This window comes from Caloramator mitchellensis (assembly GCF_001440545.1).
In the GTDB taxonomy this organism is placed as follows: Bacteria; Bacillota; Clostridia; order Clostridiales; family Caloramatoraceae; genus Caloramator; species Caloramator mitchellensis.
Genome location: NZ_LKHP01000002.1, coordinates 206194 through 228825, shown reverse-complemented (window position 1 = coordinate 228825; position 22632 = coordinate 206194). Strand labels below are relative to the sequence as shown.

Sequence of the window (22632 nt, the reverse complement as noted above, 5' to 3'; positions counted from 1 at the left end):
GTGAATGTCAAAGGGAGAGTTGCTTGAAATAAAGCGAAGAATAAAGTCTATACAGAACACACAAAAAATAACAAAAGCCATGGGACTTGTAGCAACTGCAAAATTCAAAAGGATAAGAGAAAATGCAGAATATGTAAAAGTTCTTAGTGAAGCTACAAAAGATACATTTGAAAAAACACTTTGCGAAGAATCAGTTTACACTAAATATTTTACTGTAAACGATGCTAATAGTGATTTGTATGTAATAATTACATCAAATACAGGTCTTTGTGGAAACTATAATTCAAGCGTTATAAATAGCACTTTAGAATTTTTAAAAAATGAAGATAGGCTTATAACTATAGGAGATAGAGGAAGCAATTTTTTTAAACGGAGAGGATTTAATATAGTTAAGTCTTTTCAAATGAGTAGGGTTCCAATATTTGAAGAGGCAAGTGATATTTTTAATATAATTGAGGAATGCTTTTTGCAGGGAAAAGTCAAAAATGCATATATAGTATATACAAGATTTATTAACCCTGTAAGACAGGAGATTGAAAAAATAAGACTTCTTCCTTTTACAGATATCAAGAAGAATAAAGATATTCTGATGGAGCCTTCTAATTTACAGGTTTTTGAACATAGCGCAAGATATTATTTGATAACAACTATTTTTGATTGTTTATCTTCATCATTAGCATCTGAATATGCAATGAGGATGACTGCGATGGACAATGCTACTAAAAATTCAGGTGAGCTCTTAGAAAAGCTTCAATTGAAATATAACCGAATAAGACAAAGCTCTATAACGCAAGAGGTAACGGAAATCGTTAGCGGTGCTGAGGCATTAAACTCACAATAGTGGAAGGTGAAAATATGAACAAGGGTAAGATAGTCCAAATAATAGGACCAGTTGTAGATATTAGGTTTCAAGCTGGAAAGCTTCCAGAAATATATAATGCAATTCATATAAAAAATGGAGATAAAATATTAGTCTGCGAGGTTATGCAGCATCTTGGAGATGAAATTGTAAGAACTGTTTCAATGGAATCTACCGATGGACTTGTAAGGGGGATGGAGGCTATTGATACTGGAAATCCAATTATGGTTCCAGTTGGGGAAAAGACGTTGGGTAGGCTTTTTAATGTTTTAGGACAGCCTATTGATAATAATGAAGAAATTGGAGAAACTGAATTTTATCCTATTCATAGGCCTGCACCAAAATTTGAAGAACAGGCAGTTGAGCCTGAAATATTTGAAACTGGTATTAAAGTTATAGATCTTATTTGCCCATATCAAAGAGGTGGGAAGATAGGTCTTTTTGGTGGTGCCGGTGTTGGCAAAACAGTTTTAATCCAGGAGCTTATTAATAACATTGCAAAGGAACACGGTGGGCTCTCGGTTTTTACAGGAGTCGGAGAAAGAACAAGGGAAGGAAATGACCTTTATTATGAAATGAAGGAATCAGGAGTTATTGAAAATACTGTTCTTGTTTTTGGACAGATGAATGAGCCTCCAGGAGCTAGAATGAGGGTTGCTTTAACGGGTCTTACAATGGCGGAATATTTTAGAGATAAGGGAAACGATGTTCTTTTGTTTATAGATAATATATTTAGATTTTCACAGGCAGGCTCAGAGGTTTCAGCCCTTCTTGGAAGAATCCCTTCAGCCGTTGGCTATCAGCCAACTCTTGCAAATGAAATGGGGGCGCTGCAGGAGAGAATTACATCAACCAAGAATGGCTCAATTACATCTGTTCAGGCGGTTTATGTTCCTGCGGACGACTTGACTGACCCTGCACCGGCAACCACATTTACTCACCTTGATGCCATTACGGTTTTATCAAGATCGATTGCTGAACTTGGAATTTATCCTGCAGTTGACCCACTTGAATCTTCATCAAGAATACTTGATCCAAGAATTGTTGGTCTTGAACACTATGAAGTTGCACAGAGAGTAAAGAGTATACTACAAAGATATAAGGAACTTCAGGATATTATAGCAATACTCGGAGTTGATGAACTTTCTGAAGAAGACAAGCTAATAGTGTCAAGAGCCAGAAAGATACAAAGATTCTTATCACAGCCATTTAACGTTGCGGAGCAATTTACAGGTATGAAGGGGAAATACGTTCCAATTAAAGAAACTGTAAGGGGATTTAAGGAAATATTAGATGGACTTCACGACGAACTACCTGAATCAGCCTTTTATATGGTTGGTAGTATAGATGAAGCTGTAGAAAAGGCAAAAACATTAGTATAAGAGGTGATTTTGTGGCTTTTAAATTAGAAATTTATACACCTCAGGAAAAATTTTTTGATGAAGAAGTTGAGTCTATTAATTTGGATACTATAGGTGGTAAAATTCAAATATTATCAAGACACATACCTGTTATAGCAGGAGTTAAACCCTGCATTTTGAAGATTGTGCAGGGTGAAACTTTGCTAAAGTTTAAAATATCTGATGGAATAATGGATTTTGAAAAAAACAACTGCAAAATATTTGTTTCAAAAGCTGAAAAGGTGGAGGTTTAATCTCCACCTTTTTTCATGGGAATTAAATATTAATGATGAATAAAAAAGAAAATACATGGTAATAATTGAAAAAAGAGGGGTGAAATAGCATGAAAAGAATTATTTTGATAATTTTATTTGGAATATTTTGCATATATGCAACTCAAATAAAAATTGACGCTCAGGATAGAATAATTAGGTTCTTTAATGAAAATGGGATTGAGTACTTAGAAACAAATGTAGAATATATTTTTACTATAAAGTCAAAAATAAATTTAGAGGATATCGAATATATTATTTTATCAAAAATTGGTAAAAATGCAACTGAGACTGTTAAGGGAAATGATTATATTTCTGCCAAATTTGATAATGGAAATATTAATATTTCAATTAATAAAAGCGACGATTTGCAATTGCTAAGGATTTTTTATTCACAACAATCAAGGGATATGAATATTATAGAATATATAAGAAGGTCTGTTGATGATTTGAATTTGGTAAATGAAAAAAGACCTTCATTTTATAGTTTAATAGAAGGGAAAATCAGTTATAAATTAAGTAAAAAGGAAAAAATAAATTTGGCAAGGCAGATTCTTAAAAGATTATATGGAAGAGAAATAAATTTAATTGAAGATGACAGATATATTAGCTTAATCGGATATTCTAATTGTTATAACAATAATTTGAAAACAAATGGCAAGGTCTTTAATGTTAATATAGCAGTTAGGGATGGCAGCGATGGCTGCACTTACATACTTATTGGCAATCCTATTATAACAGTTGAGTATTGATGAATGGAGGAATTAGAATGAGCAAGATAGTTATTCAAGGCGGCAATAGATTGAATGGAAGAATTAAAATAAGTGCAGCAAAGAATTCTGTATTGCCAATTATTGCAGCATCGCTACTTACATCTGAAGAATGTGTATTAGAGGATATTCCATTTTTAGAGGATGTTAATGTAATTCTAAATGTTTTAGAATCATTGGGAGTTGGACTTTCAATATACAATAACAAAGGAAAGGTTAGGATAAATGCAGGTGAAATAAATTCATTTGAGCCATCCTATGATTTAGTTAGAAAAATGAGGGCATCATTTTTAGTTATGGGTCCAATTCTTTCAAGGCTTGGGAGGATAAAAATAAGCCTTCCAGGTGGTTGTAATATAGGCTCAAGGCCAATAGATTTACATCTTAAGGGTTTTAGTCAATTAGGTGCAGAAATAAATCTTGGACATGGATATGTTGAAGCAAGTTGTAAAAGGTTAAAGGGGGCCAAAGTATATCTTGATTTCCCTTCAGTTGGTGCTACAGAAAATATCTTGATGGCTGCGGTATTGGCTGATGGAGAGACTATAATTGAAAATGCAGCCGAAGAGCCTGAAATTGTTGATTTGGCAAGCTATTTAAATAAAATGGGGGCACAGATAAGCGGCGCAGGGACAGATACTATTAAAATACAAGGTGTAAAAGAGTTAAAGGGAACAGTTCATCAGGTTATTCCTGATAGGATTGAAGCTGGAACATATATGGTTGCTGCTGCAATTACAGGAGGAGAAGTGATTGTTGAAAATGTTATACCTGAACATGTTAGAGCTGTAACTGCAAAACTGCAGGAAATAGGTATACATGTTAAAGAAGAACAGAATAAGATAAAGGTTAAGGGCGGTGGAATAATTAAGCCTGTGGATATCAAAACAATGCCTTATCCTGGTTTCCCAACGGATATGCAGGCACAGTTTATGGCTCTTTTGAGTATTGCCGATGGTGTTTCTATAATTACTGAAACCGTTTTTGAAAACAGATTTATGCATGTTACAGAACTTAAAAGAATGGGAGCAAATATTAAAATAGATGGAAGAAGTGCTGTTATCGAAGGAGTTGAAAAATTAAGCGGAGCAGAAGTAAAGGCAACTGATTTAAGGGCAGGTGCAGCATTAGTTCTTGCTGGGCTTATATCAGAAGGAACTACAGAAGTTTCAGAAATTTATCATATAGATAGAGGTTATGTTGACATGGTTGGGAAGCTACAAAAATTAGGTGCTGATATTCAAAGGGTATAAAACCTTTGAATATTTTTTTTATTTTGATAATAAAATGTAGTAGGCTTTTTTGTGGGGTGAGGGATTTGAAGCACGTAGGATATTATATTATTTTAATTGTTTTTATTTTGATTTTTATTCCTCTTTTGATAATTGGAGGAATTGGTGAAGGAATAAAGATACCTGGAGTTTTTAATAAATTTACAATTCCAATAGAACGTGTTGAAAGGGAGGAGCCTGATAAAAAGGATATTACTATTAAGATGTTCGATGTTAAAAAGGGAAAAATTGTAGATATAGAGCTTGAGGAGTATGTTGCAGGGGTTATTGCAGCTGAAATGCCTGTGTCTTTCAATATAGAAGCTCTAAAGGCGCAGGCAATTGCAGCAAGGACATTTGTACTTGCAAATAAGATTGAATTGGGCGGAGGTGGTTGCAATAAACATCAAGGTGCAGATGTTTGTTCAGATGTCCATTGTCAGGCATGGATTTCAAAGGAAGATAGATTGAAGCTCTGGGATGCAAGGTTAGCAGTTGATAATTGGAATAAAATAGTTGAAGCCGTAAATTCAACTAAGGGTATTGTTATTACATATAATAATCAAATTGCAAGGCATATTAAATATCACTCGACTAGCGGAGGTAAGACTGAAAATAGCCTTTATGTTTTTGGCTATCAAGAACCATATCTTGTAAGTGTTGAGAGCCCGTATGAAGATGAAGCCCCTAATTATACAACAAAGGTTGTCATGAGTAAAAAGGAATTTATAAATAGAATTAAGACATTGAATTCTGCTGTTAAGATATCTGAAAAGGGACTTGCAACTCAAGTTAAAATATTGGATTGGACAGAAGGGGGAAGGGTTAACAGAATTAAGGTAGGAGATAAGGAGTTTACTGGAATAGATATAAGGTGGGCTATGGGCCTTAAGAGTGCTGCCTTTTCAATAAAGATTGACACTAAGAATGTTACTTTTACTGTTAAAGGTTATGGTCATGGAGTTGGGATGAGCCAGTGGGGAGCTAATGAGATGGGGAAAAGAGGTAAAAAATACGATGAGATAATAAAACATTACTATAGGGGTGTTGAATTAAATAGTATTGAAGAAGTTATGAAGAACAAATAAAATTTTTTATTTTTCATAAAAAAATTAGGGCAAAACCCTAATTTTTTTTTATAGACATGTATAAAATGGGATAATTTGGACAAAACTATTTTACAGGAGGTGTAGATATGGGATTTAAAGATAATTTAAGAAAAACGGTTCAAAGGGAAATGTTTTATGTGGTGCTCTTTATCTGTCTATGCGTGGTAGCTGTTGCTGCTGTTTATTTTACAAGAAATAATGCAAATATTGATAAGAACCTAGCAAAGGCTCCTTCTCAAACAGAACAAAAGGCTACAGAACCAAACAATGAGCCAACCTTGGTTGAAGAGAAGAATGTTGGTGAGGCACCTGTAGCTCAGGTTCCACAATCTACGGTTAATAAAAACGATTCTAATACTTCAGATAAAGGGCAAGCCAAGCAGGACAAAGCAACTTCAAAAAGCGATAACGCACAACCAACTATAAAAATGATAATGCCAGTAGATGGAGAAGTTACAAAGAAATTTGATAAGGAAAATTTGCAGTATTCGGCAACTCTCCAACAATGGGAAACACACGAAGGAATAGACATTGCGTGTGATATAGGAACGGAAGTTAAAGCTGCCGCTGACGGAAAGGTAGTAGATGTTATTACAGACGACAAAGTAATAGAAGGACTCAATTTAAAAACAGGATATGGAGTAACCGTAATCATAGAACATAATAATGGAGTGCAAAGCATTTATGGCAATTTAGCAAGCGATTTAAAGATTAAAAAAGGAGATAGGGTTAAAAAAGGAGACATTATAGGATTTGTTGGAGATACATCAATTAGAGAAGCAAGCAGCATCGAAGGAAGCCATTTACATTTTTCACTTATAAAGAAGCATGGTAAAGACGTTACAACTTTGAACCCACTTGATTTTATTAAGTAATCGCAAAAGGCTTGCAGAATAAGCCAATGTTTTGCAGGCCTTATTTTTTTAGATTATATTTGTTCTAATTTATTCATATATTTAATTAAGTGCTAAAGGGAGGTCGTCTGATGAAGGATTATATAGAAGAAAGGGTTTTGGAGGTTGCACAGTATATAATAGAAACACGAGCAACTATAAGAAAGGCAGCAAAAACATTTGGCGTTAGCAAAAGCACCGTTCATAAGGATATAACCGAAAGGCTTCCTAAAATAAATCCTCAAGTTGCAAAGGAAGCCAAGGAGATACTGGATGTAAATAAGGCAGAAAGACATATAAGGGGTGGAAAAGCCACGAAATTAAAATATAAACCAGCAAATGCATAAAAATTTTCCCTACCAAGCAGGAATTTGTTATTTTTTATCGAATATTATATATGCAGTATATAGGTAGGGAGTGAAAATATGTGGTGGTTTGGTGGAACAGACCTTGGAATTGATTTAGGAACAGCAAGCGTATTAGTTTATGTTAAGGGCAAAGGAATAGTTTTGAAGGAACCTTCTGTTGTTGCAATAGACAAGAATACAAACAAGGTGCTTGCGGTAGGAGAAGATGCAAGGCAGATGATTGGAAGGACTCCAGGAAATATTGTAGCTATTAGACCTTTAAGAGATGGAGTTATTTCTGATTATGATGTAACAGAAAAGATGCTTAAGTATTTTATAAAAAAAGCATATGGGTATAAGAAACTATTAAGACCTAGAGTTGTTGTATGTATACCCTGCGAGGCAACAGAGGTTGAAAAAAGAGCAGTTCAAGATGCAGCATATAATGCAGGGGCAAGAGAAGTGCATTTGATAGAAGAGCCTATTGCTGCCGCTATAGGAGCAGGACTTGACATATCGAAGCCAACAGGGTGGATGGTAGTAGATATCGGTGGCGGAACAACAGATATAGCTGTTATTTCTTTAAGCGGAATTGTTGTAAGAAATTCAATAAAAGTAGCTGGTGATAAGTTTGATGAATCCATAGTTGCTTATATGCGAAAAAAATACAAGCTTATGATAGGTGAAAGAACAGCAGAGGATTTAAAGGTGAACATTGGTTGTGCGTTTAAGAGGGACGAGGATATATCCATGGAGATAAAGGGGAGAGACCTTATTAGTGGCCTTCCAAAGAATATCCTTATAACATCAGAGGAAATAAGAATGGCATTGCAGGAACCAGTTAACGCTATAGCAGATGCTGTTCACCAGGTATTGGAAAAAACACCGCCGGAACTTGCAGCTGACATAAGTGATAATGGAATTTTAATGACTGGAGGAGGTTCACTTCTTTGGGGACTTGATAAATTTATAGAGGAGAGAACGAAAGTGCCTGTTAAAGTTGCAGAAGATGCTATTTCATGTGTTGCAAAGGGGACAGGCGTCTCATTAGATTACATAGATGTTTTGGAAGATAGCTCAATAAAAAGAAGAAAAAAGGCATGAAGTCATGCCTTTTTATTTATGCTCAAAATTATGCTTTCGGCAATAATTTTTGCCATTTCCCAAATGAAATGTAACCTTATGTTTTTTAACATATAACTATCTGGATTATCTATTGAATCTACAACTCCAACGATTGAGATGTCTCCAATCGATGGAAGTATTTTCCCAACTCCTTTTCCTGGATGAACTGGGCCTAATTTTACTTGTATGTCCCCAATTGTGTCATCAAAACCTAAACAAGCATCTATAGCTATTATAAAGTAGTCAAAATAATCAAATGATATATCTAATATCACATCTTCGAGATTAACAGCATGTGCGGGAGATTCTAGTGTGCCTATTACTGGAATAGGGCAGCAAGATTCCTTTAAAAATGTTCCTACCAATGGACCGAGGCTATCACCAATGCATTTGTCTGTTCCTATACAAACTATAAGTGTTTTCTCTTTAATAAACTTTGAAATGTAGTCCGAAAGCCTTTCCTTTGCATTATTATCCATATAATTTACAACAAGTCCGACAATTTCGAAGTTTTTTGCTGACAATAAACCACCCCCTTTAATTCATATATACAAGGTAGGGGATGCTTTTATTACTTTTTTGAATAATTTTTGGAAATACATGAAAAAATATAAATGATATTGAAAGGGGTGGTTAAATGAAGAAATATTTTGAAATGATATTAGTTTTAATCGTCACCTTTATGACTCTTGTTGCTATGTATACATTGAGACCTAATTATTCCCAAGCTACATTATATACTCTGGATGACGAGATGCATAACTATGATGATGAAGCAAAATTTATTTTTGACAATTATTATGATGTAAATTTAAAGTTTAAGTAATTGTGCTTTTTATTTTCATAAAGAACTGTTGCAGAGTTTTGCAACAGTCATATTTTTTTATTATCGCAAATCTTTCTTATAGCATCTTTATCCCAGACATTTAACTGCTGCAAGTTAGTTATTGCGCCTAATATATTGTCTTTGATTCCTGGAATTTGTTTTTCAAGTTTCCAAATCAATTCCTTCATGTTTTGTCTTTGGGTATTACCATTAGCAGGACAAGGGTTTTTGATTACAGGCAGATTGTTCTTTTTAACTAAACTTCTTATATCCTTTTCATATACATAAACAAGAGGTCTTATTAAATAAATATCCTTTTTTTCAAGGTGAGTTACTGGTGAAAATGTGCTAAGTCTCCCCTCAAAGAACATCGACATTAAAAAAGTTTCAATAACATCGTTCAAGTGGTGGGCGAGCGCAACTTTGTTGCAGCCTAAATTTTTTGCTGCATCATGCAGAGCTCCACGTCTCATTTTTGCGCAAAGGGAACATGGATTTTTTTCTTTTCTAATATCAAATATTATTTCAGCTATACTTGTTTTTACAACATAGTGGGGAACATCAATTTTTTTAGTAAATTCGATTAGAGGGGTAAGGTCTAATTCCTTTAAACCCATATCTATTGTTATAGCGCAAAGCTCAAAAGGTTGAGGACTAAATCTTTGGTATTGCTTTAATGCGTATAATAAAAGATTGCTATCCTTACCACCAGAGAGACCAACCGCAATCCTGTCACCATCCTGTATCATATTAAAGTCCTGGATGGATTTTCTGAGTTTGCTCAAAAGTTTTTGCATAGGGCTCATCCTCCAAGCATTAAATATTATCCATTAGAATTGTTATAAATTATTTTGTATAGTGAAATACTAATATAAGATATAATAACAAATAAGGCTGAGAGAATCTATAAAATTATATTAAACTGCTAAAACATTTAATAAAATAATTTTGATATCAGTAGCTATTTAGAGAATAATGCAGAATAGACGGATAATAAAGAGATAATCTCTTATAAACGACAAATACGATGGTTGAAATATTGAGTAGATTTATGTATACTTAATAATGTCGCTGGTGAGCGATGAGAGAAAACAAAATAAAGTATATGGGCGCATAGCTCAGCTGGGAGAGCATCTGCCTTACAAGCAGAGGGTCATAGGTTCGAGCCCTATTGTGCCCACCATATACGCCGGCTTAGCTCAACCGGTAGAGCAACTGACTTGTAATCAGTAGGTTGTAGGTTCAAGTCCTATAGCCGGCTCCACATGGAGTGGTTCCCGAGTGGCCAAAGGGGGCAGACTGTAAATCTGTTGGCAGACGCCTTCGGTGGTTCGAATCCACCCCGCTCCACCAAAAAGACGCAAATTGCGTCTTTTTTATTTTGTAAATTTGTATTGACATCGACATACTATTGTGCTATTATCTTTTATTGTCAAGAAAACAGAATATGATAAGTAAAACTTATCCAGAGAGGTGGAGGGACGGGCCCAATGAAACCCGGCAACCTGCATAATGCAAGGTGCCAATTCCTGCAGAATGATTACATTCTGGGAGATGAGGATAGAAATTGTGCCTCTTCTTGTCAGAAGGGGTTTTTTTAATGTAAAAAAGTAATATACATATCGATTTTAGAGAAATATAATAATGTAAACTTATATTAATCCGGTAACAACAGTTACCTTTATATAAACAATAACATAAAGAAGGAGGTTTCAAAATGGTAAAAAGATTATTTACATCAGAATCAGTTACAGAAGGACATCCAGATAAGATTTGCGACCAGATTTCAGACGCAGTTCTTGATGCTATTTTAGCAGAAGACCCAGAGGCAAGAGTTGCTTGTGAAACAGCCGTTACAACAGGTATGGTTTTAGTTATGGGAGAAATCTCAACTAAATGTTATGTAGACATTCCAAAAATAGTTAGAAAGACAGTAGAAGAAATAGGATATACAAGAGCTAAATATGGATTCGATGCTGACACATGTGCAGTTTTAACAGCTATAGATGAACAATCACCTGATATAGCTATGGGTGTTGATAAGGCTCTAGAAGCAAAAAAGGGAGAGATGGATGCTATTGAAGCAATAGGTGCTGGAGACCAAGGCATGATGTTTGGATTTGCTTGCACTGAAACACCAGAATTTATGCCACTTCCTATTGCACTTGCACACAAACTATCAAGAAGACTTTCAGAAGTTAGGAAGAATGGAACAGTTGATTACTTAAGACCAGATGGAAAAACTCAAGTAACTGTTGAATACCATGATGATAAGCCAGTTAGAGTTGACACTATAGTTATTTCAACACAACATAGCCCAGAGGTTACAAGGGAACAAATCGAAAGAGACATGATTGAACATGTTATAAGAAAGGTTGTTCCTGCTAATCTTTTAGATGAAAACACAAGATACTTAATAAACCCAACAGGAAGATTTGTTGTTGGAGGACCACACGGAGACTCAGGTTTAACTGGAAGAAAGATAATAGTTGACACATACGGCGGATACGGAAGACACGGCGGTGGCGCCTTCTCAGGAAAGGACCCAACAAAGGTTGACCGTTCAGCAGCTTATGCAGCAAGATGGGTTGCTAAAAACCTTGTAGCAGCAGGACTAGCAGAAAAACTTGAAATTGAAATTGCATACGCTATAGGTGTTGCAAGACCAGTTTCAATAGAAGTTGAAACATTTGGAACAGGAAAACTTCCTGATGATAAGATTGTTGACATAGTAAACAAGGTATTCGACTTAAGACCAGCTGCAATAATAAAGAATCTTAACTTAAGAAGACCAATCTACAGACAAGTTGCAGCATATGGCCACTTTGGAAGAACAGACCTTGACCTTCCATGGGAAAGATTAGACAAAGTTGAAGAAATCAAAAAAGCAGTAGCTGAAATGTAAATAAGCTGCCTCATATGAGGCGGCTTATTTTTTTTTAGGGACGGTTCTCAATTTTTTTACATCTGCAACAATTTAAATGTGTAATATTATTTTCTACCCCCTATTTATATGGTGAAAGGGGGTGAGAGAATGGCAGTTAGTGCATTACAACTTACTTCAAATGTAGTTTTAAGAGTTAAAATTGGAGTTGACCAGAACGGAAGCGACATCGAAAGAGCTATAACTTTAAGAAAAGTTAAGGCCAACGCTACAAATGATGATGTGTTTGCAATAACGCAAGCGTTAGCAGGGATTTTAGAAGGACCACTTAACAACGTTATAAGACAGGATTTTGCAGAGCTTGTAAATCTATAATTTAAATTTAATCTAAGTGGGAGGTGAGTAGATTGAAGACTCTTCAAATGGTTTTTCAAAACCAGGCAGGAAAGAACGTATCCGTTAACATACCTTATGTAAAGGATGGAATTACAGTTGAAGAGATACGAAGCCTTATGCAGCTTATAATTTCAAAGAATATATTTGAAACAACAGGAGGAGATTTAATTGCAGCAATGAGTGCTAATGTTGTTGCAAGGGATGTTACTGAATTTAACGTAAGATAGAAGGTGATTGAGTGGACACCATAATGAATCAGATAGCTAATTTTGGATTTCCTATAGTTTTATCGATTTACCTTCTTGTAAGGGTTGAGGGTAAATTGGAAAAATTAACGGATAGCATAAATGAGCTATCAAGAACAATTGAAGGATTTAAGAATTAAAGCTCAGGGCAAATGCCTTGAGCTTTTGTTTTGTCGAAATTTTCGTGGATTAAAATAAATTGAGAACCGTCCCTAAGAAGATAAAATTGAGAACCGTCCCTAGGTGATTTTGTGGCGGTGGAGGAATACTAAGCCAGAGAGTATTCTTAAAAAGCCTACTATAATGAAAGCGGTTTTGATGGATGTAATATGGGAAAGTTGCATCCCAATCCAAGGAGAAATAAAAAGGGTTATGTTTGTAACCAGGTTGTAAAAGGCGATGTAGGAGGTTCTGTTTTCCCTTGGAGCAACTTCGTAGAGTGAGTTTATAAGAAGAAGCAGAACTCCTGAGACACTAAAGCCTGTAATTGCTACAAAATATGTTACATGGTAAATCTTAGTAGAGATTGAATATAAAAATGGTGCAAGTGAAATACCGATTGCAGATATAGTTAGAGCAATTGAATTTCCCTTATTTCTTGAGAACCGTCCCCAGAATCTATATCCAAATGCCATTGCAAGTCCGTTTATAGTCGAAATAATAGAAGTCCAAAATTCATTTGTATGAAGATAATCGACTTCGTAGGTTAAAAATAATGGCCATGCCATTTGCCATGTGAAATGGAATATAATGACGCTTATTATAAATATAAGATATTCTCTTTGATGCTTAAGATTTTTAATAAAGTCAATTGAAATCCTGTTTTGTTCGGTTGAAATTTCTGCAAACTGCGAGTGCTTGCTATCTCTGTGCATTAAAAGGGTAAAAACCTCTATAATTCCAAATATAAATGCGATTATAAATACAACCTGGTAAAAGCTAATGAGCTGGGATTTTGATTTGGAAAGAGAAGATAGCAAAAATCCGGCAATAAGGGTAGTAGCTGTTCCTGCAATTGTTGCAATGCTATTTCTTGATGATAGGCTCTGTTCCCTTTCTCCAGGTGGGAATATATCTGCTATGAAGGATTGCCATAGGAAAACAGCAATTGAGTTAGGAAAGCTCATTGCACTGTATAAAATTACAAACAAAAGCGCCCTATAATTTTGATTTAGAAATGGAACAAGCGCCATTAGAAGATAAAATGACCTTGTGGTTAAAAAGGCATATGAGGTTGCCTTTTTTTTATTTTTTGTCGAGCTTAAAACCATTCCACCGATAAAAATAGCCAGTATGCTGAAAAAGGCAGGCAGAGAATTAAAAAGCGATACAAGCTCATCCCCTGCGTTTAATCGCTTCAAAAACAATCCAGCAAATCCCGTGGCTAAATTAACTGCAATTATTTGCAAAACTCCATTTAAATTATTGAGAAAATAGTTATTCTTAAATCTTGTCAAATTAACACCCCCGTCCCCTAATAAAGATTATAACAAAAAATTAAGTTTTAGCCACCCTGAAAAATTAATTTTATGGATTTGACACCGAACACATGTTCGTATTATAATTTTGTGTAAGATAATGGAAGGGGTGGGAATATGTTATTGTATGTTATACCTCAATATATGAAAAACATAGGCGATGGATGCATAGTAAAAGAGGATGGTGTTGAAAAAATGTATGAAATTAAGATAAATCAGGTATTGAAAAATATATGCAGGGAAAGGATGCTGGATTTTAAAGAAGTTAAAAGAAAAAGCAGAAAAACTGTTGGGCAAAGCAATATTATTCCTCTATTATTTAGTAAAGATGAAATAATGTTTCCAATTAAAATTAGAAAACCAAAAGTTTCAAGAGATGAAGTTTATGGCTATATTAATTTCAATTTTATTGATAAAATAGAAGAGGGACATATAGTTTTAAAGGATGGACAAAAAATATATTATATAGAAAGCCAAAGGGCTGTTTTGAAAAGAACAAATTTGGTAAGAATCTTAAAAAGGGAGATTAAATCAAGTGATTTATGCGTAAACTTTGACCTTAAACTTCCTGCAACTAAAGAAGACGTATATTTACTTTTAAGGGAGATTTACGATATCAAAAAGTTATTAGAATAGGTGATGCTATGGTTGAAATTGAAGGAACTGTCGAGAGCGTTATTTTTAGAAATGAAGAAAATGGCTATACTGTTATAAAGCTAAGATATGACAACGACCTTATCTCTGTGGTTGGAACTATGCCCTATATAAGCGAAAACATTAGGATAAAGGTTCAAGGGGAGTGGGTAGTTCATCCTACCTTTGGGCAGCAGATTAAACTTACAACCTACGAAGAGATTAAGCCTAACACGATAGAAGGAATAGAAAAATATCTTGCATCAGGTCTAATACCTGGGATTGGTCCTGTTACTGCCAAAAGAATAGTTGAAAAATTTGGCAAGGACACGCTTGATATAATGGAAATGAACCCTGAAAGGCTTACAGAAGTAGAGGGAATTGGCGAGAAAAAGGCGCAAAGGATTGCCGAATCATTTGTAGAACAGAGGGAATTAAGGAGCGTTTTGATTTTTCTTCAGAGCTATGGAATAACAACAAACCTTGGAATAAAAATTTACAAAAGATACGGAAACGAAACTGTGAAGGTCGTTAAGGAAAATCCATACAGGCTCTCGGATGAAATTTCAGGTATCGGATTTAAAACAGCAGATAAGATTGCAAGAAACATTGGAGTTGATTTAACTTCGGTTTATAGAATAAGGTCAGGTATAAAATATGTCCTTGCAAGCTGCATTTCAAATGGACATGTTTACCTTCCAAAACTTGAACTATTAGATGAATGCAGCAAACTACTAAATATACCTTCAGAGCTTATAGAAAATCAACTTGCAAGCTTAGAGGAATCAAAGGATATAAGATACGATAAAATAAACGGTTCTGACGCATATTATCTAAGTTCCTACTACAATGCAGAAACAAAAGTTGCAAGAAAAATAATAGAATTATCGCTTCAAACGGTTGAAGAGGATGAAGAATGGATAACGAATGAAATAGCTGAGTTTGAAAAGGAAAGCTGCATTAAACTTGCTGATGAACAAATTGATGCTGTTAAGGAAGCACTGATAAATGGAGTTTGCGTAATAACAGGAGGTCCTGGAACAGGAAAGACAACTATTATTAAGTGCATTATAAGGCTATTCAAGAAAAAGGGAATGGAGGTTGCACTCTGTGCACCAACTGGAAGGGCGGCAAAGAGGATAACAGAAGCAACAGGAGAAGAGGCTAAAACACTTCATAGACTGCTTGAGATGGAATTTTTAGAATCCGATGATGGACCAATCTTTTCAAGGGATGAAAAAAATCCACTTGATGAGGATGTAATAATAGTAGATGAGGCTTCTATGGTTGATATTCTTTTGATGAACAGCCTTTTAAAGGCAATTACGATTGGCAAAAGGCTTATAATAGTTGGGGACGTTGACCAGCTGCCTTCAGTTGGACCTGGAAATGTTTTAAGGGATATAATCGATAGCAAAGGTATTAAAGTAAAGAGGCTGAATAGGGTATTTAGACAAAAAAATGAGAGTCTTATTGCAATCAATGCGCATAAAATAAATAGTGGTGAAATGCCATATCTGAATGAGAAGGACAAGGATTTTTTCTTTATATCAAAAAGCAATCCTCAGGACATATTAGAAGAAATATTAAACCTCGTTGATAGAAGGCTGCCTTCCTTTAAAGAAGGCTTTGACCCGTTAAGGGATATACAGGTCCTATCCCCTATGCGGAAGGGGGAGAATGGCATAATTAATTTAAACAAAGAACTTCAAAGGATACTGAATCCTCCATCCAGCACGAAGGAAGAGAAGGAAGTAAGGGATATAATATTTAGAGAAGGCGACAAGGTCATGCAAACCAAAAACAACTATAACATAGAATGGACCAGCTTAGTTTCATTAGAAGGTGAAGGACAGGGGATAGGGGTTTTTAATGGTGATATAGGATTTATAGAAAAAATTGATAATGAAGAGCAGAAGGCAACAGTTATATTCGACGATGAAAAAAGGGTAACCTATGATTTTACTAGCCTTGATGAGCTTGACCTTGCCTATGCAATTACTATTCATAAAAGCCAAGGAAGCGAATTCCCTGTCATAGTCGTCCCAGTAAGTTTCGGACCTCCTATGCTGATGACAAGAAACCTAATATATACGGCTGTGACCAGGGCTAAAAAACTTGTTGTTCTTGTTGGAATGAAGCAGGCACTTCAATTTATGATTGAAAATGAAAAGATTGCAGATAGATATTCAGGCCTGAATGAAAGAATAGTTAAGATTATAACCGAGCTAAAATGAGGTGGTATTGTGGAAGTTTACCTGTATAGGGCAGATGGCAGCAGAGGGACTGTATATGATTTTTCCTTTAATCCACTCGTTGATTATGAAATATTAAAGAAAACAAGAAGGATTGATAATTTTGAAGTTTTAGGGTTGATGGACATCGATAAGGCAAAGGAATCGATTGAAAACATGTATTCAACGAGGTTGTTTGATAAAATTTTTAAGATAAGTGGAAAAAGAACAATCCCTATGCTTCAAAAACAGTCCATAGAAATGTGGAAAAGAAGGTTAAAGGAAGGGTATAATCTGCCTTCTAAAAAAGATGTTGAATTAGTTGAAGGCGCTATAGTTGGTAAAATACTTACATTTAGAGAATTGGTTGAATTTGCAAAGCAAAATTTTATTCAATATGAAACTCTTTTGGATATAGTCCAAATGCTATACTGCGAAAGAAGAATACAAATATCACCTGCATTTTTAGAAAACAAGGGCAAACCGCAATGTTATTTTTGCAAGAGAAAACCATGTGAAATGTGTCTGTTTGGCTTTAAACAAGATGATGTTCTACTATATGCGGCGGACAATTACAATTATTTGATGCTAAATGATTTTTCATACAAAAAACCGTCATTGAACTTAATTGAAGAAGAGGCTTCACAGGAAATATTAAAATTTACAAAATCAAAAAAAGTTAGCAGCATTATTTTTAGTGCTCCACATTCATTTTCTATTAAGATGCTTTTTTCATCATTTGCTGAAGTATTTAAAAGAGGCGGAAGGGTTTTATACGTTACAAGTTTTAATGAAATAAATGAGGTTTATACTATACTGTCAAATACATTTACTAAAAAAAGAATAGGAATTGCTAACAAAAATATAGAGGACTATAGAAATTTTGATATAGTTATAGCCTATAAATCAAATTTAATTAGGTTTTATAAATCATTCGACCTTGTAGTATTGAACGATTTAAATAGTGCTTTTGAAGAAAATATTGACTTTGGCTATGTTGTAAAAAGGTCAGCTAAGGATAAGGCAAAATTTATTTATATTTCAGCAAACCCACTAAGAAATAAAGAACATTTCAATGAATTAATATATATTCCATTTGCACATGGGAGCCATCTTATATCCGAACCTAGAGTGGAAACTGCAAGATTTTTAAGCGAATTTGAAGTTTTTGTCCCTCAAATGGCTGTAGATGTTTTGAAGTTTTCGATTAAAGAGGGAACAAAAACTGTAATATTTTACCCGGATGAAAGTAGGCATCAGGAAATATTAAATTTTTTAGTCTCCTGTGGAATTGATATGGATTTAATTGAAAAAGATATTAAATACGACGACTTTGCAAGGGCTTTAAGAAGCAGCAAAAACGTTTTTATAACGAGCGACATAAGATGTTCAAGACAATTGGTTGAGGACATAAATGTTATAGTTTTAAATGCACATTCAAATTATTTTAATGCAGAAAAATTAATCTATATTTCAGCAATGGCGTCAACGGGAAGGAACAAAAGAATAGGGGAGGTTTTATTTGTTGCCGAAAATGAAACGGAGGAGATATCCTTAGCAAGGAAATGTATACGAAGTTTAAACAAAGTTTCCTGGGAAAAGGAATATGTGAAGCTATAGATGGGCTTTTAGAGATAATTTTTCCGTCAGAAAGTGTTTGTGCAAACTGCGGAAGGATTGAAGTTTATGATTATGGATTATGCAAAGAATGTTATTTTGAGGTTTTAAACAAATCAATATTTTCCAAGGTGCAAAGAAATTATCCAATCAAAGTAGAATTTGACGAAGTTTATTCAGTATGCAGATACGAAGGACTACCAAAGGAAATGATTAGAAGGTTAAAATACAAGGAAAAGGTTGAACTTGCAAATGTATTTGCAAAATTTATGGTGGATGTTATAAATAATTTTAATATAGATTTTGACATAATAGTTCCTGTTCCATCTTCTAAAAAAAGAATAAGAATAAGGGGCTATAATCAGGCAAGTTTAATTGCCAGGAACATATCCAATTTAACAGGAAAAAAAGTTTTAGAGTGCGTTGAAAAAATAAGGGATACTAAATCACAAACACTATTCAAAGACCAAAATAGATGGTATAATGTAAAAGGAGTTTTTAAGTGCAGCACTGATTTGTCTGGTAAGAACATTTTGCTTGTTGATGATGTATTTACAAGCGGTGCAACAGCCCACTTCAATTCAGTAGCTCTTAAAAAATCAAATGCAAAAAAAATAATAGTTTTAACATTTGCAACATAAAGGATATGGCGCTGATTAGGTCTGTGGTTGAAAGTCGATGCCAGCCGCAGGCGAAACGATCCACGTAAGTCAGATAAGGTCTGATGAGCATGGTGCGGTTTAGAAGTAAGTCCTGCCGGGAAAACCGAGAGAAGGATTAGTGAGAGGCATACCACCTTGAGCAAAACTTCCAGCAGGCGAGTGTGGGGTCAAAGACCAGGTCAGCTAATCAGTGCCATGTCCTTTTTGTATTTATTTTTTTAATTTGCATAAAATAATATCAATAATCATAATTTTTACTACTAACAAATGCTGTGGATACAAAACCATTGAAATTCAAGTTATGCACAAAGTTATCCACACTATCCACAGACATTTATCAACATATTCACATATTTCACATTTTGACAAAAAATACTTGATTAAATTGTCAGAAAATATTAAAATTATTATAAGAAAAATATTTTTCCCTTATCTTACTTTGAAAGGGGTAGATCTTATGAAATTCATGATCACTGGGAAGAACATAATGTTAACAGACGCTTTAAAGGACACAGTGGAAAAAAAGCTTGGCAAACTTGAAAGGTATTTTAGTCCAGAACAGGAGGCTCACGTTTTCCTTTCAGTTCAAAAGAACAAACAGATAATCGAAGTTACAATTCCATTCAATGGAATGATTTTAAGAGGTGAAGAATCAACAGGTGATATGTATTCATCTATAGATAATGTAGTTGAGAAGATAGAAAGACAAATTATAAAGCAAAAGACAAAGCTTCAAAAGAGGGTTCACAATGGTGAAACTTTAAGATTCTTAGATATTCCAGAATACAGGGATAGAGATGTTGATGAGGAAGAAGGAAAGATTGTAAAGAGAAAGAGATTTTCAGTTAAGCCAATGGACCTTGAAGAAGCAATGCTTGAGATGGAACTTTTAGGACACAGCTTCTTCGTATTTAGAAATGCAGATACTGAGGAAGTCAATGTAATTTACAAGAGAAAAGATGGAAATTACGGCATAATAGAACCAGAAGTATAATAAAGGCACCCAATCGGGTGCTTTTTCTTATGTAAATTTTCAAATTAATTGTTTAATTGATGAAATTATGCTAAAATATTAGTATTGTTTTGAAGGAAGGTGGTAGTGTGGGTTTACTTGAAAAAATATTCGGTAGCCATAGCGAAAGAGAAATTAAAAGGCTTATGCCGCTTGTTGATAAAATAGAAAGTTTGGACAGCAAAATGCAAAGCCTTTCCGATGAGGAATTAAGAAACAAGACATTTGAATTTAAAGAAAGACTTCAAAGGGGAGAGACACTTGATGATTTGCTTCCCGAAGCATTTGCAGTTGTTAGAGAAGCTGCATGGAGAACTTTAGGAATGAAGCACTTCAGGGTTCAGCTTATAGGTGGAATAGTCCTACACCAAGGAAGAATAGCTGAAATGAAAACAGGTGAAGGTAAAACTCTTGTTGCTACTTTGCCTGCCTACCTTAATGCGCTAACTGGCAAGGGAGTTCATGTTGTTACAGTTAACGACTATCTTGCAAAGCGTGATAGGGAATGGATGGGAAAGATTTATGAATTCTTAGGGCTAACTGTTGGAGTTATTACACATGATTTAGACGCAGAGGAAAGAAAGAAGGCATACAATAGCGACATAACATACGGAACTAACAACGAATTTGGTTTTGACTACTTAAGAGACAACATGGTTATATACAAAGAAGAAATGGTTCAAAGGGATTTACATTTTGCAATAGTCGACGAAGTTGACTCAATACTTATCGACGAAGCAAGAACCCCGCTTATAATATCCGGTCAGGGAGAAAAGTCAACTAAGCTTTATTCAGTTGCGGATATGTTCGTAAAGACTCTAAATAAAGAAGGGGACTTTGAAGTTGATGAAAAGCAACATGCAGTAACTCTTACTGAAAAGGGTATTGAGAAGGCTGAAAAATTCTTCAATATCGAAAACTATGCTGACCCTCAAAACATGGAAATACAGCACCATGTTATTCAGGCTCTAAAGGCAAACTACCTTATGAAAAGGGACATAGACTATGTTGTTAAGGACGATGAAGTAATAATAGTTGACGAGTTTACTGGAAGACTTATGTATGGAAGACGTTATTCAGATGGTCTTCATCAGGCAATTGAGGCAAAGGAAGGAGTTAAGATTGAGAGAGAATCAAAGACTCTTGCTACAATAACATTCCAGAACTACTTCAGATTATATGAGAAGCTATCCGGTATGACAGGAACAGCTCTTACTGAAGAAGTAGAATTTAGAGAAATATATGGTCTTGATGTTATTGTAATTCCTACAAACAGACCGATGATTAGAAAGGACCTTCCAGATATAGTTTTCAAGACTGAAAAGGCAAAGTTTAATGCGCTTGTTGATGAGATAGTTGAAACATACAGAACAGGTCAGCCTGTATTGGTTGGAACTATCAGCATTGAAAAATCAGAACTTATTTCTGATATGCTAAAAAGAAAGGGAGTTCCTCACCAGGTTCTTAATGCTAAGTATCATGAAAAGGAAGCTGAAATAGTTGCACATGCTGGTGAAAGGGGCATGGTAACAATAGCAACTAATATGGCAGGTCGTGGAACGGATATTAAACTTGGCGAAGGTGTTGCTGAACTTGGCGGTTTGAAGATAATAGGAACCGAAAGACATGAATCAAGAAGAATCGATAACCAGCTAAGAGGTCGTGCTGGACGTCAGGGAGACCCAGGTAGTTCAAGATTTTATATATCCCTTGAGGACGATTTGATGAGACTATTCGGTTCAGATAGAATTAAGGATATAGTTTCAAAGCTTGGGCTTCCAGATGATGAACCTATCGAGAGCGGAATGGTTTCAAACGCTATAGAGCAGGCTCAAAAGAGAGTAGAAGCCAACAACTTTGAAATAAGAAAATCATTACTGCAATTTGACGACGTATTAAATAGACAAAGAGAAATAATATATAATCAGAGAAGAAAGGTTTTAGAGGGTGAAAACCTAAGAGAGAGCATAAGAGATATGATAAAGGATGTTGTTACATCCATAGTAAATGCCCACGCTACTGACGACAGGCATAGAGAAGAGTGGGATATCAAGGCGCTTATAAGATATATAGAAGATGTATTCATGTTGAATCATGAATTCGATGCAGCCGAACTTGAAAAGCACTCAAAGGATGAGATACTTGAAAATATATTGAATCATATTTATGCTGACTATGAAGAGAAGGAAAAGGAATTCGAAGAAGACATGTTCCGAGAAATTGAAAGGGTTGTTCTTTTAAGGGCAGTTGATACAAAGTGGATTGACCACATCGACGCCATGGAACACTTAAAGCAGGGAATTGGATTAAGGGCCTACAGACAGCAGGACCCTGTTCGTGAATACCAGATAGAAGGTATGAACATGTTTGATGAGATGATTTACAGCATAAAAGAAGAAACTGTAAGATTCCTATTTAGAGTAAGACCGGAAAGAAAGGTTGAAAGAGAAAGGGTTGCTGAACCTACTTCAACTAACTATGACGATTCGGTTAAAAAACAGCCAGTTAAAAAGAGCGACAAAATAGGAAGAAACGACCCTTGCCCATGCGGCAGCGGCAAGAAATATAAGAATTGTTGCGGAAGAAACATGTAAAGGAA

Annotated in this window: 23 protein-coding genes, 3 tRNA genes and 1 riboswitch; of the genes, 23 read left to right on the top strand and 3 right to left on the bottom strand. The window is 34.9% G+C overall.

Features of this window, described 5'->3' with window-relative positions:
- Window positions 1–4: 4 nt before the first annotated feature.
- From atpG to mreB, 9 genes are all read left to right on the top strand, one after another.
- On the top strand, window positions 5–841 hold the full coding sequence (gene atpG, locus ABG79_RS02670) for an ATP synthase F1 subunit gamma (protein WP_057976848.1): 837 nt from the start codon (window positions 5–7) through the stop codon (window positions 839–841).
- Window positions 842–855: 14 nt separating this feature from the next.
- Window positions 856–2241: a F0F1 ATP synthase subunit beta gene (atpD, locus tag ABG79_RS02665; protein WP_057976846.1), complete on the top strand. Its 1386-nt coding sequence runs from the start codon at window positions 856–858 to the stop codon at window positions 2239–2241.
- 11 nt (window positions 2242–2252) lie between these two features.
- Window positions 2253–2513, top strand: coding sequence for a FoF1 ATP synthase subunit delta/epsilon (locus ABG79_RS02660; protein ID WP_057976844.1), 261 nt, complete (start codon window positions 2253–2255; stop codon window positions 2511–2513).
- 89 nt (window positions 2514–2602) lie between these two features.
- Window positions 2603–3283 carry a YwmB family TATA-box binding protein gene (locus ABG79_RS02655; RefSeq protein WP_057976842.1) on the top strand — a complete coding sequence of 227 codons (681 nt, stop codon included), beginning with the start codon at window positions 2603–2605 and terminating at the stop codon, window positions 3281–3283.
- A gap of 17 nt (window positions 3284–3300) precedes the next feature.
- Entirely contained in the window at window positions 3301–4554 is a 1254-nt protein-coding gene (gene murA, locus ABG79_RS02650) for a UDP-N-acetylglucosamine 1-carboxyvinyltransferase (protein ID WP_057976841.1), read from the top strand.
- Between the two features lie 65 nt (window positions 4555–4619).
- The gene (spoIID, locus tag ABG79_RS02645; protein WP_057976839.1) at window positions 4620–5660 is read left to right on the top strand and encodes a stage II sporulation protein D; all 1041 of its coding nucleotides are present in this window, start codon (window positions 4620–4622) and stop codon (window positions 5658–5660) included.
- Window positions 5661–5767: 107 nt separating this feature from the next.
- Window positions 5768–6556, top strand: a complete 789-nt coding sequence (locus tag ABG79_RS02640) for a M23 family metallopeptidase (protein ID WP_057976837.1) — start codon at window positions 5768–5770, stop codon at window positions 6554–6556.
- Window positions 6557–6666: 110 nt separating this feature from the next.
- On the top strand, window positions 6667–6921 hold the full coding sequence (spoIIID, locus tag ABG79_RS02635) for a sporulation transcriptional regulator SpoIIID (protein ID WP_057976835.1): 255 nt from the start codon (window positions 6667–6669) through the stop codon (window positions 6919–6921).
- A gap of 78 nt (window positions 6922–6999) precedes the next feature.
- A complete protein-coding gene (gene mreB, locus ABG79_RS02630) occupies window positions 7000–8025 on the top strand; it encodes a rod shape-determining protein (protein ID WP_057976833.1) in 1026 nt (341 codons plus the stop codon).
- Window positions 8026–8027: 2 nt separating this feature from the next.
- Here mreB and yyaC read toward each other — a convergent pair whose 3' ends face one another.
- The gene (yyaC, locus tag ABG79_RS02625; protein ID WP_242859296.1) at window positions 8028–8570 is read right to left on the bottom strand and encodes a spore protease YyaC; all 543 of its coding nucleotides are present in this window, start codon (window positions 8568–8570) and stop codon (window positions 8028–8030) included.
- A gap of 113 nt (window positions 8571–8683) precedes the next feature.
- On the opposite strand from yyaC, the gene ABG79_RS02620 reads away from it, so the two are divergent.
- The gene (locus tag ABG79_RS02620) at window positions 8684–8872 is read left to right on the top strand and encodes a hypothetical protein (RefSeq protein WP_057976831.1); all 189 of its coding nucleotides are present in this window, start codon (window positions 8684–8686) and stop codon (window positions 8870–8872) included.
- 47 nt (window positions 8873–8919) lie between these two features.
- Here ABG79_RS02620 and ABG79_RS02615 read toward each other — a convergent pair whose 3' ends face one another.
- On the bottom strand, window positions 8920–9669 hold the full coding sequence (locus tag ABG79_RS02615; protein ID WP_057976829.1) for a tRNA 2-thiocytidine biosynthesis TtcA family protein: 750 nt from the start codon (window positions 9667–9669) through the stop codon (window positions 8920–8922).
- Window positions 9670–9979: 310 nt separating this feature from the next.
- On the opposite strand from ABG79_RS02615, the gene ABG79_RS02610 reads away from it, so the two are divergent.
- The 7 genes from ABG79_RS02610 (at window position 9980) to ABG79_RS12210 (ending at window position 12537) form a co-directional block, all read left to right on the top strand.
- A tRNA-Val gene (locus ABG79_RS02610) sits at window positions 9980–10055 on the top strand.
- A 5-nt stretch (window positions 10056–10060) separates the two neighbouring features.
- A tRNA-Thr gene (locus tag ABG79_RS02605) sits at window positions 10061–10136 on the top strand.
- A 3-nt stretch (window positions 10137–10139) separates the two neighbouring features.
- Window positions 10140–10225, top strand: a tRNA-Tyr gene (locus tag ABG79_RS02600).
- A gap of 105 nt (window positions 10226–10330) precedes the next feature.
- A riboswitch (SAM riboswitch) is annotated at window positions 10331–10433 on the top strand.
- A gap of 156 nt (window positions 10434–10589) precedes the next feature.
- Window positions 10590–11777, top strand: coding sequence for a methionine adenosyltransferase (metK, locus tag ABG79_RS02595; protein WP_057976827.1), 1188 nt, complete (start codon window positions 10590–10592; stop codon window positions 11775–11777).
- 129 nt (window positions 11778–11906) lie between these two features.
- A complete protein-coding gene (locus ABG79_RS02590; protein WP_057976825.1) occupies window positions 11907–12131 on the top strand; it encodes a DUF1659 domain-containing protein in 225 nt (74 codons plus the stop codon).
- A 32-nt stretch (window positions 12132–12163) separates the two neighbouring features.
- Window positions 12164–12379, top strand: a complete 216-nt coding sequence (locus tag ABG79_RS02585) for a DUF2922 domain-containing protein (RefSeq protein WP_057976823.1) — start codon at window positions 12164–12166, stop codon at window positions 12377–12379.
- 11 nt (window positions 12380–12390) lie between these two features.
- A complete protein-coding gene (locus tag ABG79_RS12210) occupies window positions 12391–12537 on the top strand; it encodes a YvrJ family protein (RefSeq protein WP_083490297.1) in 147 nt (48 codons plus the stop codon).
- A gap of 99 nt (window positions 12538–12636) precedes the next feature.
- On the opposite strand, the gene ABG79_RS02580 is transcribed toward ABG79_RS12210, so the two are convergent.
- Window positions 12637–13854 (bottom strand): MFS transporter, encoded by a 1218-nt coding sequence (locus tag ABG79_RS02580; RefSeq protein ID WP_057976821.1) that lies wholly within the window; start codon window positions 13852–13854, stop codon window positions 12637–12639.
- Window positions 13855–13992: 138 nt separating this feature from the next.
- Here ABG79_RS02580 and ABG79_RS02575 point away from each other — a divergent pair, with 138 nt between their 5' ends.
- From ABG79_RS02575 to secA, 6 genes are all read left to right on the top strand, one after another.
- On the top strand, window positions 13993–14511 hold the full coding sequence (locus ABG79_RS02575; RefSeq protein WP_057976819.1) for a hypothetical protein: 519 nt from the start codon (window positions 13993–13995) through the stop codon (window positions 14509–14511).
- An 8-nt stretch (window positions 14512–14519) separates the two neighbouring features.
- The gene (recD2, locus tag ABG79_RS02570) at window positions 14520–16745 is read left to right on the top strand and encodes an SF1B family DNA helicase RecD2 (RefSeq protein ID WP_057976817.1); all 2226 of its coding nucleotides are present in this window, start codon (window positions 14520–14522) and stop codon (window positions 16743–16745) included.
- Window positions 16746–16754: 9 nt separating this feature from the next.
- Window positions 16755–18362 (top strand): hypothetical protein, encoded by a 1608-nt coding sequence (locus ABG79_RS02565; protein WP_057976815.1) that lies wholly within the window; start codon window positions 16755–16757, stop codon window positions 18360–18362.
- A complete protein-coding gene (locus ABG79_RS02560; RefSeq protein WP_057976813.1) occupies window positions 18308–19000 on the top strand; it encodes a ComF family protein in 693 nt (230 codons plus the stop codon). Before ABG79_RS02565 ends, ABG79_RS02560 begins: the two co-directional genes overlap by 55 nt.
- Before the next feature lie 478 nt (window positions 19001–19478).
- On the top strand, window positions 19479–20015 hold the full coding sequence (hpf, locus tag ABG79_RS02555) for a ribosome hibernation-promoting factor, HPF/YfiA family (protein ID WP_057976811.1): 537 nt from the start codon (window positions 19479–19481) through the stop codon (window positions 20013–20015).
- 107 nt (window positions 20016–20122) lie between these two features.
- On the top strand, window positions 20123–22627 hold the full coding sequence (gene secA / locus ABG79_RS02550; protein ID WP_057976809.1) for a preprotein translocase subunit SecA: 2505 nt from the start codon (window positions 20123–20125) through the stop codon (window positions 22625–22627).
- The last annotated feature ends 5 nt before the right edge of the window (window positions 22628–22632 follow it).

Excerpts from the sequence above, each read along its gene's own strand:
- ABG79_RS02560 (WP_057976813.1), top strand. The coding sequence starts at position 18,308 with ATGTATACGAAGTTTAAACAAAGTTTCCTGGGAAAAGGAATATGTGAA.
- ABG79_RS02590 (WP_057976825.1), top strand. The coding sequence starts at position 11,907 with ATGGCAGTTAGTGCATTACAACTTACTTCAAATGTAGTTTTAAGAGTT.
- mreB (WP_057976833.1), top strand. The coding sequence starts at position 7,000 with ATGTGGTGGTTTGGTGGAACAGACCTTGGAATTGATTTAGGAACAGCA.
- spoIIID (WP_057976835.1), top strand. The coding sequence starts at position 6,667 with ATGAAGGATTATATAGAAGAAAGGGTTTTGGAGGTTGCACAGTATATA.
- ABG79_RS02615 (WP_057976829.1), bottom strand. The coding sequence starts at position 9,669 with ATGCAAAAACTTTTGAGCAAACTCAGAAAATCCATCCAGGACTTTAAT.
- ABG79_RS02640 (WP_057976837.1), top strand. The coding sequence starts at position 5,768 with ATGGGATTTAAAGATAATTTAAGAAAAACGGTTCAAAGGGAAATGTTT.
- recD2 (WP_057976817.1), top strand. The coding sequence starts at position 14,520 with ATGGTTGAAATTGAAGGAACTGTCGAGAGCGTTATTTTTAGAAATGAA.
- atpG (WP_057976848.1), top strand. The coding sequence starts at position 5 with ATGTCAAAGGGAGAGTTGCTTGAAATAAAGCGAAGAATAAAGTCTATA.
- hpf (WP_057976811.1), top strand. The coding sequence starts at position 19,479 with ATGAAATTCATGATCACTGGGAAGAACATAATGTTAACAGACGCTTTA.
- atpD (WP_057976846.1), top strand. The coding sequence starts at position 856 with ATGAACAAGGGTAAGATAGTCCAAATAATAGGACCAGTTGTAGATATT.
- ABG79_RS02620 (WP_057976831.1), top strand. The coding sequence starts at position 8,684 with ATGAAGAAATATTTTGAAATGATATTAGTTTTAATCGTCACCTTTATG.
- ABG79_RS02655 (WP_057976842.1), top strand. The coding sequence starts at position 2,603 with ATGAAAAGAATTATTTTGATAATTTTATTTGGAATATTTTGCATATAT.
- murA (WP_057976841.1), top strand. The coding sequence starts at position 3,301 with ATGAGCAAGATAGTTATTCAAGGCGGCAATAGATTGAATGGAAGAATT.
- ABG79_RS02575 (WP_057976819.1), top strand. The coding sequence starts at position 13,993 with ATGTTATTGTATGTTATACCTCAATATATGAAAAACATAGGCGATGGA.
- metK (WP_057976827.1), top strand. The coding sequence starts at position 10,590 with ATGGTAAAAAGATTATTTACATCAGAATCAGTTACAGAAGGACATCCA.